The organism is Pseudomonas sp. HLT2-19-2, assembly GCF_054898005.1.
The window spans coordinates 3580952-3595693 of the sequence record NZ_CM142712.1; the positions used below are offsets into that span (position 1 = coordinate 3580952).

Here is a 14742-nt window from a genome sequence, read left to right on the forward strand (position 1 = left end):
TCGAGGTTGGCGTCTTGAAATCTTTTGTAGCATTAGCAAATATCAGCGTCATTAATAGAAGGATGCAGGCCCCATCCACCGGGGCCTGCGGCCTATTGACGCACCAGGAACTTGAGGTCGCTCGGGGCATCCATCGGCAGTTTTTGCACAGTTTTACCCAGCAAACCGCTCTTGGCATCGCGCTCGACGACAACAATCTGGTTACTTTTCTGGTTGGCGATCAACACGAACTTGCCACTCGGATCGAGGCTGAACTCGCGCGGGTGATCACCTTCCACCGAACGGCGTTGCAGCTCCTTGAGGTGGCCGGTCGCAGGATCGATGGCGAATACCAGCAGCTGATTGGCGGTGCCACGGTTGCTGACGTAAAGGAACTTGCCATCGCGCGACGCGTGAAGCGCAGCGGCTGCCTTGTCCGAAACGGGCTGACCCGCCGCCAATTCGACCATTTGCGTTTGCTCGAATTTGCCGTCCTTGAAGTCGAACACCGCGACCTGCGCGCTCATTTCCATGATCAACCACGCGTGTTTGCCATCGGCGCTGAACAGCAAATGACGCGGCCCGCTGCCGGGTGGCAACTGGACGGACGCCGGTGTAGCGGCGGTCAATGGCAGTTCCGGGTTGGCCTTGGGGTCGAAGCGGTAGACAAAGACCTTGTCGGCGCCCAAGTCATTGGAGAATACATACTTGCCGTCCGGCGACGAAACCGTCGAATGCACGTGCGCCGACATCTGCCGCTCGGGATTAACCCGGCTGGACGGATGGCTGCTCATCTGCACCACCGAATTGAGCTGGCCGTCGGCGCCCACCGGCAACACCGCCAAAGTGCCGCCCGGATCTTCAGCCACCGAATAGTTGCTGACAAACAGGTGACTGGCTTCAAGGCTGAGGCTCGAATGAGTCGGCTCGTTGCCCAGGCTCTGCACCTGATTGATCAGGCTCAGCGCATGGGTTGTGGGATCGATCGCATAGCTGCTGACGCGCCCTACCGGATCGGTCTGTCCCGGGCCGTTTTCGTTGACCACGAAAAGGTGACGCTGATCCTTGGACAGGGTCAGCCAGGACGGGTTTTCACTCTCGACCACTTGCAGCGGCTTGGCATTGATCTGCCCGGTGGCGGCGTCGAAGTTCAGGCGATAAATCCCTTGGCTCTGACCGGCCGTGTAGGAGCCGACCAGCAACTGATAGTCCTCGGCCGACGCAGCCTCGAAGCCCATCGCGCCGATGCTGCCGGCCATCAACAGTGGCCAAAGCTTATGCATCCACATTCCCTTCTTCCTCGTCGTCATGACCACCGATAGCGGTCATGCACACCAGCCGGTGTTCGCCGGAATCACCGGTGATGACCCAGCTTTGCAGGGTTGGATCGAAGGTCGCTGCCTGAATCTGCGCCGGGGTAAACTCCCAGTGCTTGGCTGCCCGGCCGTCCATGCATTCGATGTGCAGGTTGTCGAACTCATCAAGGGAGAATTCGAAGGCGTGCAGCCCGTCGATCTCCACCATGTCACAGTGTTCGAGGGTGTAGAGCAAGGTATCGGATGCGGTAGTCATGGCAGTCAATCTTTGAATGGGAAAGACGCAATGATAGCTCATTGCGTCCCAGTCCCCTGGCCGTTACAGCGATTCGTGGGACAGCTGCCCGTCCACCAGACGGCGAATGCGCAACGGATTGCCATTCTTCAACGCATCCAGCAGCAGACTGTCGGGGTAGTTCTGGAAGCACACCGGGCGCAGGAAACGGTCGATGGCCAAGGTGCCCACCGACGTGCCGCGCGCATCGGAAGTTGCCGGATACGGCCCACGGTCGTCAAGCAGCGCAAGGAATGGCACATGCTCGACCCGGACGTTTTGCATTGGCTGATGCAAAGCAGCCCGCAGAATGAGTTTTTCGATTTGCTGACCAGCGTGCGCAGCATCATCGAACCCGCTGCGGCTGCCCTCTCCGCGCAGTTCGCCACGGACGATGACATCGCCTCCATCGGTGAAGCCTACCAACGCATGGAAGCCGCACCGACCTGTGCTGACTGACACGCCGCCTTCGTCGGAACGCCGCCCGGAGCAAGCCCGCTCCCACAAGGGGTTTGGTGTGGAATTTAAGATGTAAAAAAGCCGCAACCCTGGTTGCGGCTTTTCTGTTTCAGCCAGGCATCAGTGAGCAAACAACGAATTGCCCTTCTGCCCCGCCAGTTTCTCCGGTTTGATCAGGAACCGTGCCAGCGCTGGCAGCAGCCAGAGTGCGCCGAACATGTTCCAGAGCAACATGAAGGTCAGCATCAGGCCCATGTCGGCCTGGAACTTGATGGCCGAGAAGATCCAGGTGCACACGCCGATCGCCAGGCACAGACCGGTGAACAACACGGCTTTACCGGTGGACTTCAGCGTCTGGTAGTACGCCTCTTGTAACGGCAGGCCGGCACGCAGGAAGCTTTCAAGTCGGCTGTAGATGTAGATCCCGTAGTCCACGCCAATCCCCACGCCCAGCGCCACCACAGGCAAGGTTGCGACCTTCACGCCGATGCCCATGAAGGCCATCAGGGCGTTGCCGAGTACCGAGGTGAGTACCAGCGGCAGCACGATGCACAAAGTCGCCGCCCAGGAACGGAAGGTGATCATGCACATGGCCGCGACGCAGATGTAGACGAGAATCAGGATGGTCAGCTCGGATTCCTTGATCACCTCGTTGGTGGCCGCCTCGATGCCAGCGTTACCGGCAGCGAGGATGAATTCCAGGCCTTCCTTGTTGTTCTCCTTGGCGAAGTCCTGCACTGCATGCACCGCGCGATCCAGGGTTTCGGCTTTGTGATCGTTGAGGAACACCAACACCGGTGCCAATGAGCAACTGTTGTTGTACAGACCATCTGCCCGAGCGATGGAGTTGTTCAGCACGTCCGGGTTACGCGACAGGGTTTCCCATTTCAGGTTGCCTTCGTTCATGCCCTTGATCATCTGCTTGGACACCGTCACCAGCGAGATCGCCGACTGCACGCCCTCGGTGTTCTGCATCTTCCACATCAGCTCGTCGATCGGCGCCATGGCTTCGAAGCGCGAGCAACCTTCAGACTTGGTCTTGACCATCACCACCAACACGTCGGAACTGGTGGAGTAGTTGCTGATGATGAAGTTGTTGTCTTTGTTGTAGCGCGAGTCTGGACGCAGTTCGGGAGCGCCCTGGTCGAGGTCACCGATTTTCAAGTTCTGGCTGTACCAAAGGCCACCACTAAAGGCCAGCAAGGCCAAAACAATCGACACCGGTGCGACTTTCGGGCTGGCAAAGTTCGACAGCAGACGCCAGAACGGGTGTTCGCGGGTTGCATCCTTTTTGCTGCGATCCACGGCGCGTTTGCTGATGCCGACGTAGGAAATCGCCACTGGCAGCAGGATCAGGTTGGTGAACACGATCACTGCCACGCCGATGGACGCGCCGATGGCCAGTTCGCGAATCACCCCGATGTCGATGATCAGCAGCGTGATGAAACCCACCGCATCCGCTAGGATCGCAATCATCCCCGGCAGAAACAACTGACGGAACGTACGCCGCGCCGCGGTCAAAGCGTTGTCCGCCTCGCTGGACTGCAAGGCAATACCGTTGATTTTCTGCACACCGTGGGAAATACCGATGGCGAAGATCAGGAAAGGCACCAGCATTGAATACGGATCAAGCCCGAAGCCGAAGAAATGCATCAAACCGAGCTGCCAGACCACCGCTACCAGCGTCGTACTCAACACCGCCACGGTGCTGCGCATGCAGTTGGTGAACCAATACAGCAGGATCAACGTGATGACGAAGGCGACGCCGAAGAACATCACCACCATGACCAGCCCATCGATCAGGTCACCGACTTTCTTGGCGAAACCGACGATGTGGATCTGCACGTTAGGGTTTTGGGCTTCGAACTTGTTACGGATCTTGTCTTCGAGTTCGTGCGAGAACTTCCGATAGTCCAGCGCCAGCAACTTGCCTTGGTCTTGTGGGTCCGGGTAGGACTCCAGCAGCGGGATATCGACAATGCTCGACTTGAAGTCGTTGGCCACCAGACGCCCGACCTGACCGGACTTGAGCACGTTGTTGCGCAACAGATCGAGGCTTTGCTGGGAGCCGTTATAGCTCTGTGGAATCACTTCACCACCGGCGAAGCCCTCCTCTGTTACTTCGGTCCAGCGTACGCTCGGGCTCCACAGCGACTTGAGGCCGGAACGGTCAACACCGGAGATGTAGAACACCTCGTCGTTGATCTGGCGCAGGGTCTCCATGTATTCCTTGGAGAAGATGTCGCCGTCGGTGGCCTCAACCGAGATCCGCACCGTGTTACCCAGGTTTGCCAGATCGTTGCGGTGCTCCATCATCTTTTGAATGAACGGATGGTCGAGCGGGATCATTTTTTCGAAACTGGTGGACGGCCGGATCAGCGTCGCCTGCCAGAACAGAAAAATACTCACCAGCAGGCAGATCACGATCACTGCCGGACGGTTGTTGAAAATCAGGCGTTCAAGAAACGTCGCCTTGTCTTGGTGATGACTGCTCAAGGATGTCATAGACCCGCCTTTTTATTATTTGCCCGGCTCATTTGGACGACCCATTTTTTCCATTCTCTGCGCCGGCGCCGTTTGGCGAGGTGACGCGAACGCCACCCTGTCCTGCCAGAATCAGATTGCCGTTGCCAGCCGCAGTCACCGCCGAAACGGAAATACGATCCGGACGGTTGAACACGCTGAAGCTTTCGCCGTTGTCGTTGCTGCGGATCACCGAGCCGCCGTTACCGACGATCACGATGGAACCGTCGTCGAGCAGCGTCGCGCCGGACAGACCGAATTCCAGCGCACCACGGGCCGCCTTCAACTCGATCGGCTCCCAGGTGGTGCCGAAATCGGTGGAACGAAACAGATTGCCCCGCAACCCGTAGGCCAGCAACGTATTGGCCTGAGCAGTGCCGATCACACCGAACAGCGAACCTTCGTATGGGCCTTCAAGCTTCTCCCAGGTCTGGCCCCAATCGGCGGAGCGGAACATGCTGCCCTGCTCACCGACGATGAACAGACCGGTATCCTTGACCGCGGCAATGGCGTTGAGGTGGTACTGGTCTTCGTTGTCGAGGCGATCGCTGGCGTCTTCCCAGTGCTTGCCGCCGTCGGTGGTTTCCAGCAGCGCACCATAAGCGCCCACGGCAAAGCCGCTGTTGACGTCCTTGAACCAGACGTCGAGCAGCGGCGATTCGCGTTTCAGATCTTCAAATTGCTTGGTCCAGGTGACGCCACCGTCCTCGCTGGCGAGGATCTGAGCGTCATGGCCGACGGCCCAACCGTGTTTGTCGTCGACAAAAAATACTGAGGTCAGGAGTTGCCGCGTCGGCACCTTGGCCTGGGTCCAGGTCGCGCCCTGGTCATCGGAATACAGAATGTGCCCGCGATCCCCGACCGCCACCAAGCGCTTGCCGGCGTGCACGACGTCGAGCATCAGGCTCTTGCTGGCTTTGGCAGACTCAACGGAATAAACAATGTCGGATGCTGGCGCAGCAGCGGCCAGTACAGGTGCCGACAGCACGGCACAGCCCAACAGCGAGAGCGCTGTAGCCAGCAACGCGAATTTGCGTAATGCCGGCGGGCGGCAAATACCCACACCCATGACAGGCTCACTCATAGACCTTCCCCCATTATTATTGTTAGGTCGTTCAACCTTTCAGGGCGCCGTAAGGGCTGCTCTTTTGGATTGCCTTTTCTGGAGCATAGACCTGAAATATGCAATCTAGAGCCCCTTCGGAAGCTGGCTTATCCTATCGGGGTTTGGAAAGGTCTGACAATCGACGCCACGTTATCTTTTGTTAACCTGGGGATATGCGGGCTGGCTGAATGTTTGGGTATCAGGAAGGGTGATTGGGTTTCGGGTTTTGGCTACCGGTGACCAAGGCCCGCAGCAACGCGGGTTCTGTGCGGCTGACCTTGTCAGTACTCCGAGCGTAAATGTTTACCAGCGAGCAAGCTCGCTCCCACATTCTGATTCATTTACTTAAGTGAACAGCATTACGCCCAAGTGTGTATTTGCCCTTCAGCCCAAGGTGTAACCGCTGTCGACCTTCCAGTCCTGACCGTAAACACCGCGAGCACCCTGCGACAGCTGAAAGACAATCACATTGGCCACCGCCGCCGCGTCGAGAAAATGACCGGGCAGCAGGCGTTTGGTGAGGTGGTTAGCGACGTCTTCAAGCTGATCTTCGCTCAACCCCAGGTTGTCCCACATCGAGGTGGCGGTCGGTCCCGGGGAGACCAGATTGATGCGCACATCAAAGCTCGCGAACTCCACCGCCAGCGTCCGCGCCTGAGCCGCGAGCGCGGCCTTGCTGGCAATGCAGGCGGCCAACCCGGGGAAGCTCGAACCGGTCAGGAAACTCCCTACAAACACCACCGACGCCGGACTCGCCAATTCACCCCGCAACGCCGCCAGGGTGTTCAACGCCCCGGCGCCGTTGACCGCCCACTGGCGCTGGAAAGCCTGCATATCCAGGCTGTCGGCCATTTCGGCGATCCCCGCGTTGGGCACCAGATAGTCCACGGGGCCCAGCGCCGCAGCGCGCTCGGCCAGCTCGCGCAGGTCTTGCTGATTCGTGACGTCCCCGGCGAACCACTGCAATCGCTCGCCGTAGATCTGCTGCAAGGCCGGCAGTTCACCCAGGGTCCGTGACATCGCCAGCACCTTGACGCCGCGCGGCAACAACGCGGCGCACAGTGCCAGACCAATCCCGGCGCTGGCACCCGTGACCACCGCCAAACGATCCTGAAACTCGGTTTTCATCATTTACTCCTGGGCATCGCGGATGCCAGCACTGGGGGACATAGCCAGCCCCTATCTTTGAGCAGGTGAAGAAATACCGACTTGACGGCGATCAGATTTTCTCGACGACGCTATTGTTGTTGCAGCAGCGCGGGAGTGATCTCACTGAAGCGCAGCAAGCGGCCACCACCCTGTTCAGCGGCAAGCTTTTCAGCAGCCTCCCGACTGGAGAATGACGCCAGCACCACGCCCATGGCGCCTTTGAGTTGCGTGCCGACCACGTAGAACGCGTCTTTGGCATCGATCAGGTGGGCGTCATCCGGCGCGTTCCACGGACTGCGGCCCATGTCGTGGACATACAGTTTGGCATCGCCATGATGATTTTCCGGCTGCAACCACCAACCGATCATTTCCGCCGTGGAACAGAACTTCTTGATCCCGGCCGGCTCGACCACTTCGCCCTTGGGCCCGGGGAATCCGTTGATGATCATCCCGCAGACGTGGCATTCATCACTGGGATGAAAGGCTGCCGCGGCGTCGCTGTAGGTGGCTTGCGCCGGATTGTCACAGGCCGTCAGCAACAGACACATCATCAGGCCCGCCACCGCGCGCAGCGTCGTCAGATAAAACGTACTCATCGTCAGTGACTCCAAAATTATCAAAGGGGAAATTCATGTCGCCCGGCGACGAAACAACAGCCAGGCCGAGCCCAATGGCGCCGCCACCCACAGCGACAGGCACAGCCAGAGCATCGAGCCCGGCATCGGCAAATCGCTGCCCAAGGTCAGTACTCCAGCGGCATGGGCGCCGGGTTCAAAACCGGAAAGGTTGATCAGGCGATAGATGTCGGCGGGATTGAGTAGCAGCAACCAGGGCAGCACTTTCGGGTTGAACTGCCCTTCGCTGAGCACCAGCAGCGCCAGCAGTGCCAGGTCGAACACCAGCACGAAGAAGAACCAGACTCCCAGCGCCAGCCCGGCCGCCGTGGATTTCTCGGCGGACACACTGCTCAGCACATAGGCCAGCCCCAGAAAACCCCAGCCCAGTAACGTCGACGATGCCATGAAACGGCCAAAGGCCCAGAGCAGCAGGCTCAGTTCGACATCGTCCACCAACACCGCGATTGCCAGCATCGCGCAACCGAAACCGATCAGTGTCGCCAGTGCCAGGATCAACCCGTGGCCGACAAACTTGCCGAGCAGAATTTGGCCGCGGCCCAACGGATAGGTCAGCAACAGCAGCAACGTGCCGCTCTCGTCCTCGCCGACGATGGCGTCATAGGCCAACAGCAACGCAATCAACGGCATCAGGAACGTTGCCAGACTGGCGAGGCTGGCAATGGTGGCCGGCACCGAGGTGAAACCCAATTGCCCGGAAGCCGCCGCGCCCAGCCAAGCGATGCCGATAGCCAGCACCGCGAACAACACACTGATCGCCAACAACCAGCGATTGCGCAAACCGTCGCTGAATTCCTTGCGGGCCATGTTCCAGACAGCGTTCATACGGCCTCCCCGATCGGCGCTGCACCGGCCCGGCTCATGTAGTAGCGGTAGATATCTTCCAGAGACGGCTGATGGATTTCCACGTCGGCCGGTTCGTCTTCATTGAGCAGTTGGCGCAACAGCCCGAGCTTGCTGCCATTGAGCGCGGCCACTTCAAGGCCTTCGACGCCCCAGCGCTCGGTGACGTGCCCGGCGTTGTTCCAACGTTGCTGCAAGGGCCCGGCGTGCTTGAGCCCGTTGGCGCGAATCAGCGTCGGCAACCCGGCTTCCTCACGCAAATTGCGCAGACTGCCGAGGGCCAGCAGGCGGCCCTGGGTCAGAATCGCTGCGCGGTTGATGTGCGCCTCGACGCCGGGCAGTACGTGGGAACAAAGAATGATGCTGGTGCCTTGGCTGCGCAGGCGATCGAGCAAGCGATAAAGATCCTGGGTAGCGATGGGATCGAGGCCGACGGTCGGCTCGTCGAGCAGCAACAAACGTGGCTCGCCGAGCAGCGCTTGCGCCAGCCCCAGGCGTTGACGCATGCCTTTGGAGTAAGTCTTGACCCGCCGATGCGCCGCCCCCGCCAGGCCGACTTCCTCGATCAGCACGTCCACCTGCGCGAGCGCTGCGCCTTTGAGTCGCGCGAAATGGCGCAAGGTCTCAAGACCGCTCAGCTGCGGGTAAAAGGTCACGTTCTCCGGCAGATAACCGAGCAGGCGCCGCACGTGGGGATCACTGGGCAAACGGCCGAACACCCTGACCTGCCCTTCGCTGGGCTGGAGCAGGCCAAGCACCAGTTTCATGCTGGTGGTCTTGCCCGCGCCGTTGTGCCCGAACAAACCCAGCACTTCACCTTCCGCCAGGCTGAGGTTCAACTGATGCAATACGGTGGCGTGCCCATAACGCTGGCTGACGCCTTCTATATCGATGACGTTCATGCTGCGGGCTCCTGGGTCAGGGTTTGAGTGGATGACTTCATCAGCGGATGACTGTCCAGCACACCCGGCGATTTCATCACCGGAAAGGCCCGTTGCACCCAGCGCAGCAACTCGATGCCGGGGCTGTTCATCAACAGCCGTACCTGCGGGTACAGCCACAGCAGACGGTCGACGTTGTCATTGGGTTCGTAGGCGATATCGCCGAGGCCATCGTTGTTGCGGTCCCAGCCCAGGTAATCGCTCCAGTAATTGCCCCGGCCATCCGCCGACCATTCCTGCAAGCGGGTGGCGACGTATTTGACCTGCCGTTGATTGCCGACAAATGCGTTGTCGGCGATGCGGTTATCTTCCGAGCCGGCGGTGAGATGGATGCCCACGGCGCTGTGCTCGAAGTGATTATGTTCAATGCTGTTGAACAGCGAGTTGTAGATGAACAACGCCTTGCCCTCGGCACCGCTGATCATGCTGTCGCCGGTCGAGCCGTCGCGCACGTCAGTGACGAAGTTGTCGCGCAAGGTTGAATAGGTGATGTAGTTCATCAGGATCCCGTAGTTCTGATCCTGCTCGGAGCGATTGCCGATCACCGTGAGCTTGCGGCTTTGCATCAGGGCGTAGCCGGTACGGGTGCGGCGGGTGGTGTTGCCGATCAGTTGGTTATCGTTGGCGAACATGTAATGCACGCCGTAGCGCAGGTCTTCCAGGGTATTGCCCTGCAGCAGGTTGCCGTTCGAGGTGTCGATGTAGATGCCGTCGCGGGTGTCGCGGACCTGATTGCCAATGACCTTGGCGCCATGCACGGCATACAGATGAATGCCGTTGCCGCGATCCTGCGAGCGCATTGTCGGATCACCCTGAATGCGGTTGTCGATCAGGCTCACATCCTGAGTGCCGTCGACCCAGATACCGAAGCCCTGGCCTTGAAGGCGATTGCCTTTAATCACTGCACCATGGGCTTTCGGCTGGATGAACAGCGCTGCGTTCATGGCGGTAAGGTCGTGACCCCAGTCCAGAAAGGTGCAGCCCTCGATGCCGACATCCGGCGCACTGATGATCAAGCCGTTGCCCTGCCCCTCTCCCTGGAATACCGCGCCCGGCTCGCAGACAATCTGCATCGGTTGATCGACGCTGAACGAGCCGCGGTATTCCCCCGCCGGCAGGTGCCAGCGTTGATCGGCGTCCACCTTCAACGGCAACGTGGTGACGGGTTGCACCGCCAGCGCGCTGTCGGACATCAGCAGGAGCGCAAGCGCAATGACCTTCACCGGGTTTCCCTTGCTATCAGTCATTACTTCGCTCCTGTCGATGGGCAACGGTCAGGCCTTCTCGACCTTCATGCGGCCGACCATTTCCATGTGCAGCGCATGGCAGAACCAGCTGCAGTAGTACCAGTGCAGGCCGGCCTTGTCGGCGATAAAGGTGATCGATGAGGTCTGCTGCGGGCTGATCTCCATGCTCACGCCATGGTTGGTCATGACAAAACCGTGGGTCACGTCTTCAATCTGGTCGATGTTGGTGATGATTACGGTGACCTCGTTGCCCTGTTTGACGGTGAATTCCGGCAGGCCGTAAGCCGGAGCCATCGAGGTCATGTAGACGCGGACTTTGTTACCGTCGCGGATGACCTTGTTGTCGGTCTCCAGCTTGATCCCGTCTTTGGTGGCGATCACCACGGTTTCGGCGAAAAACGGGTCGTTGCGGTCCCAGATTTTTTTGGTCTTGATTTGATCACGACGGGCCATGATGCAATCGTGGGGTTCGGCGAAGGCCGGGCCGTCGTGCACCAGTTTCATTTCCTCGCCGGAAATATCGATCAGTTGATCGTTTTCCGGGTGCAGCGGGCCGGTCGGCAGGAAGCGGTCTTTGGAAAATTTGCTGAGCACCATCAGCCACTGACCGTCAGCCTCCCTGGTTTCGGTCAGCGACGCATGGTTGTGGCCTGGCTGATACTGCACGTCGAGTTTCTGCTTGATGTAGTTGATCTTCTCGCCGGTGTAGGCGCGAACGGCCTCCTCTACGTTCCACTTAACCACCTGACTGTCGATAAACAGAGTGGTGTAGGCATTACCGCGCCCGTCGTAGGTGGTGTGAAGCGGGCCCAGACCCAGTTCCGGCTCGCCGACCACCACGTCACGCGGGTCCTTGAATTTGTCGTCGAACAGATCATCCAGCTTCGCGGTGGCGATGATCGTGCAGGTGGGCGAGAGTTTGCCGGCGGCAATGAAGTACTTGCCATCGGGCGTCATATTGATCCCGTGGGGGTTCTTCGGCACCGGGATGTAACGCGTGAACGCGCTGTCCTTGCCCTCGTTTTTGCGTCCATCGACCACCGGGACTTTGGAGCCGTCCAAGGTGATGAACTTACCAGCCTTGATCGCCGCTTCGATGCGCTGGATGTTGAATACCACTACCCAGTCGCGCTCATTGCGCATCATGCCGCCCAGGTCGTAGGCCTTCTCCGAGTTGTAGCAGGTCGAAGCCGCGTACTTGCCGGTGTAGTCGGCGTCAGTATTATCCAGGTTGCCGTCGACGATGACCTGGAAGGCCATCTCCATCTTCTCGGCATCAATGGCATTGAACATGGTGTAGCTGTTCTTGTCCTGCAGGTCGAAGGTGCTGCCGTCATTGGGGTGTGGAATGACGAACTCGGCATTGGCGAACACGTACTGGGTGTGCGGCACTTTTTGCAGGCGCAGCCCGTGAACGGCCTGCACATTGGGCACGGTGAGCATCTTGTCGCACTTCATGATGTCCAGCCGGATACGCGCAACCCGGCTGTTGGCCTTGTCGTTGATGAACAGGTACTTGCCGTCGTACTTGCCGTCGGTCATCGACAAATGCGGGTGGTGGCAGTCGCCGTTCTGGAAATGGGCGCTGTCGCCCATGATCCGTTTGCTTTCGTTGGTCAGGCCCCAGCCGGTGGCGGAATCGACGTTGAACACCGGAACACGCAACAACTCGCGCATTGACGGAATGCCCATGATCCGCACTTCACCCTGATGGCCGCCACTCCAGAAACCGTAGTACTGATCCAGTTCGCCCGGCCCGACGTGGGTTTTCAGTTGCGCGTCCTTGGCCGCTGCCGCCCAGGTCTCGCGAGTGAAGACCGCGCCACCGATGGCCGTGGCACCGGCCAGTACCGCGCCGGTCACCGCGCTGGTGCCCAGGAAGCCGCGACGACTGAGGCCGGTCGGTTCAGGCACTTCAGTGGTTTTTTTGGATTCTGTGTCGTTCATGAGGTGTGTTCCTTGAAGGGATAAAAACGGTCGCTGCGCACAGGCGCTCGCGGGGTTCATTCCAGAGCGGTGACTTCCACGACAGGTATCAGCTGCACAGCGGCGGGTGCCGGCTTGCCGCGCTTCTTACGCTTGTTAATCAGCGGCGGGCATTTGTTGTCGTTGTGGTAAGTCATCTGGCAATCGAGGCAGTAGTGGCACTCGTTGGCATTGATCCGGCCATCGGGATGAATCGCCTGGATCTCACATTCCTTGGCGCACAGTTGGCAGGGACTGCCGCAGTCCTTGCGGCGTTTGAGCCAGTCGAACAGGCGCAATTTGCTCGGAATCGCCAGCGCTGCGCCCAACGGGCAGATGTAGCGGCAATAGACTTTGCGCGTGAAGAGATTGATGACCAGTAGCGCCACCGCGTAGAGCACGAACCACCACTGGCGGTCGAACCTGAGGGTAATGGCGGTCTTGAACGGTTCCACCTCGGCAAACAGCTCGGCGGTGGACATCGACTCCAGGGAGAGGCCGAACAGCAGCAGCAAAATGATGTATTTGATCGCCCACAGCCGCTCATGCACGGCGAACGGTAGTTCGTACTGAGGGATTTTCAGCTTGCGTGCGGCCTCGTTGATCAACTCTTGCAAGGCACCAAACGGGCACAGCCAACCGCAGAACACGCCGCGGCCCCACAACAGAATGCTCGCTGCGGTGAAGACCCAGAGCATGAAGATCAGCGGATCGGTGAGAAACAGCTCCCAGCGAAAATGATCGAACAGCGCATGGGCAAAGGTCAGGACATTGACTACCGACAACTGCCCCAGCGCATACCAGCCGAGAAACACCACGGTAAAGACCAGGTAACCCCGGCGCAGCCAGTGCAGAAAATGCGGCCGGCGGGTAAATTTGTCCTGCAAAAACAGGATCGCCGTCAGCAGCAGCAACGCGGTCCCAAGTACGGAGATCTGGAAGTGTTTCTGGTACCAGATGGTCAACCACATCGGCCGACTGGCTTCCTCGAGGGCGGCCCGTTCTTCGGCGCTGGGCAGTGGCCGTTCAAGGTACGGCTCGGGCAGCTGATAAGGCAGTTCGAAGCTGCTGAACGTGCCACTGACCGGACCGGTCTGCCGACGCACCAGTAATTCCAGGGACCAGGGCGATCCCGGATCGAACCGGACCGGTTCGCGAACAATGAAAATCGACATTTCAGTGAATTCCGGCATGCCCTTGGCAAACACGTCGGAGAGCCGCTGATGGTCCATGTCGCGAAAGCTGATGACGTTGCCAAACTGACGCAACTGCACCCGATCGAAAATCCCGCCGCGCACATACCCCGAGCCTTTATAGGAAAACAGCCCACGACCCAGCACCGCGATGGCTTGCTCACCGGGCTTGAGGTCTTGCATGAGGAAGCGATATTGATTGTCGCCCAGCAGCGCGCGGCCGATGGTCGGTGGATTCAAGTCGGCGGTGTACAGCTCAATAAAGGTCTCATCAACCTGATCGGCGCTGGCGTTGTCGACGCCTTCGGCTTCGGTACCCTTGAAGGCGGCGTCGACCTGGCCACGGGTCAGGTTCAAGCGGCGGATGGCGCCGTTGCCGGTCAGTTGTTCCCAGGTGGCGGGCTGGAAAAAGTCCTGGCGCACGGTGGCAGGCTTGCGCGCCACAGCGCCCGTGTCCTCGACCAGCTTGAGCGATACGGCCACTTCGTGGGCGGCGCGCATGATGACCTCGTTGACCACCATGGCGGTGACCGTTGCGCCGGCGATGGCATCGACGGTGACCGCATTCGGATCGCTGGAATGGCCGACGACAACCCGCTGACTGACCTTGATCCCTTTGTATTTGGCGCTGAAGCCGTGAAGTTTTGCCTCAGGGATGCCAATCAGCAAAATCGGCTCGTGGTGCTCCAGCACATAGGCATCCTGAATCATGCCGGCGGTGTCGAGGATCACCTGGGTGTTAATCGGTTTTCCCGAGTAGGCCGGAATATCCACCACGTCAAGGCTCTGGAACACATAGCCGAGCACCTTGCCGGCGGCGGACAGCGTGCGCACCTTGAACGGGCCTTCGGGGGCGGAAACCGAGTCAGTCTGAGGGAAGGCTTTCTCGATGCGCTGCTGCTCGATGTCACCGTATTGCTTGGCCTGAACCCCGTCGAAGGTGGCGAGCATCAGCATCAGCAGGACCATCAGCCCGACGCCCCAGGCGCGCAGGTTGCCGTGTATCGAAGGCTGATGGATTGTCATGGGCTCGCTGATTTCAAAAGGGCTTGCGGTCATGTTAGGGAGCGTTGCGCCCCCTGCCCTTGATTGAAATCAACATAAGTCATTATA

At 59.4% G+C, this 14742-nt stretch carries 11 protein-coding genes and 2 pseudogenes; 1 reads left to right on the forward strand and 12 read right to left on the reverse strand.

The window, feature by feature from the left end; genetic code table 11:
* Positions 1-92 precede the first annotated feature (92 nt).
* The 3 genes and pseudogenes from ACYZTU_RS16695 to ACYZTU_RS16705 form a co-directional block, all read right to left on the reverse strand.
* Complete coding sequence (locus tag ACYZTU_RS16695) at positions 93-1262, reverse strand: lactonase family protein (protein WP_461964300.1); 1170 nt, start codon at positions 1260-1262, stop codon at positions 93-95.
* Entirely contained in the window at positions 1255-1551 is a 297-nt protein-coding gene (locus ACYZTU_RS16700) for a DUF5629 family protein (RefSeq protein ID WP_461964301.1), read from the reverse strand. Before ACYZTU_RS16700 ends, ACYZTU_RS16695 begins: the two co-directional genes overlap by 8 nt.
* Before the next feature lie 63 nt (positions 1552-1614).
* Positions 1615-1800: pseudogene (locus ACYZTU_RS16705) on the reverse strand (aldehyde dehydrogenase (NADP(+))); the annotation flags it as partial.
* Here ACYZTU_RS16705 and ACYZTU_RS16710 point away from each other — a divergent pair.
* A pseudogene (locus tag ACYZTU_RS16710) lies at positions 1717-2016 on the forward strand (FCD domain-containing protein); the annotation flags it as partial. The pseudogenes ACYZTU_RS16705 and ACYZTU_RS16710 sit on opposite strands and share 84 nt — an antisense overlap.
* A 132-nt stretch (positions 2017-2148) precedes the next feature.
* Here ACYZTU_RS16710 and ACYZTU_RS16715 read toward each other — a convergent pair.
* The 9 genes from ACYZTU_RS16715 to nosR form a co-directional block, all read right to left on the reverse strand.
* Positions 2149-4533 (reverse strand): efflux RND transporter permease subunit, encoded by a 2385-nt coding sequence (locus ACYZTU_RS16715; protein WP_449643335.1) that lies wholly within the window; start codon positions 4531-4533, stop codon positions 2149-2151.
* 28 nt (positions 4534-4561) lie between these two features.
* A complete protein-coding gene (locus ACYZTU_RS16720) occupies positions 4562-5635 on the reverse strand; it encodes a WD40/YVTN/BNR-like repeat-containing protein (RefSeq protein ID WP_461964302.1) in 1074 nt (357 codons plus the stop codon).
* A 405-nt stretch (positions 5636-6040) separates the two neighbouring features.
* On the reverse strand, positions 6041-6784 hold the full coding sequence (locus ACYZTU_RS16725; RefSeq protein WP_461964303.1) for an SDR family NAD(P)-dependent oxidoreductase: 744 nt from the start codon (positions 6782-6784) through the stop codon (positions 6041-6043).
* 110 nt (positions 6785-6894) lie between these two features.
* Positions 6895-7401, reverse strand: a complete 507-nt coding sequence (locus ACYZTU_RS16730; protein WP_461964304.1) for a nitrous oxide reductase accessory protein NosL — start codon at positions 7399-7401, stop codon at positions 6895-6897.
* A 33-nt stretch (positions 7402-7434) separates the two neighbouring features.
* A complete protein-coding gene (locus ACYZTU_RS16735) occupies positions 7435-8265 on the reverse strand; it encodes an ABC transporter permease (protein ID WP_282383393.1) in 831 nt (276 codons plus the stop codon).
* Positions 8262-9185, reverse strand: a complete 924-nt coding sequence (locus ACYZTU_RS16740) for an ABC transporter ATP-binding protein (RefSeq protein ID WP_461964305.1) — start codon at positions 9183-9185, stop codon at positions 8262-8264. Before ACYZTU_RS16740 ends, ACYZTU_RS16735 begins: the two co-directional genes overlap by 4 nt.
* Positions 9182-10471: a nitrous oxide reductase family maturation protein NosD gene (locus ACYZTU_RS16745; RefSeq protein WP_461964306.1), complete on the reverse strand. Its 1290-nt coding sequence runs from the start codon at positions 10469-10471 to the stop codon at positions 9182-9184. Before ACYZTU_RS16745 ends, ACYZTU_RS16740 begins: the two co-directional genes overlap by 4 nt.
* A 27-nt stretch (positions 10472-10498) precedes the next feature.
* Positions 10499-12418, reverse strand: a complete 1920-nt coding sequence (gene nosZ, locus ACYZTU_RS16750) for a TAT-dependent nitrous-oxide reductase (RefSeq protein WP_461964307.1) — start codon at positions 12416-12418, stop codon at positions 10499-10501.
* 56 nt (positions 12419-12474) lie between these two features.
* Entirely contained in the window at positions 12475-14598 is a 2124-nt protein-coding gene (gene nosR, locus ACYZTU_RS16755) for a transcriptional regulator NosR (protein WP_461971066.1), read from the reverse strand.
* Between the last annotated feature and the right edge of the window lie 144 nt (positions 14599-14742).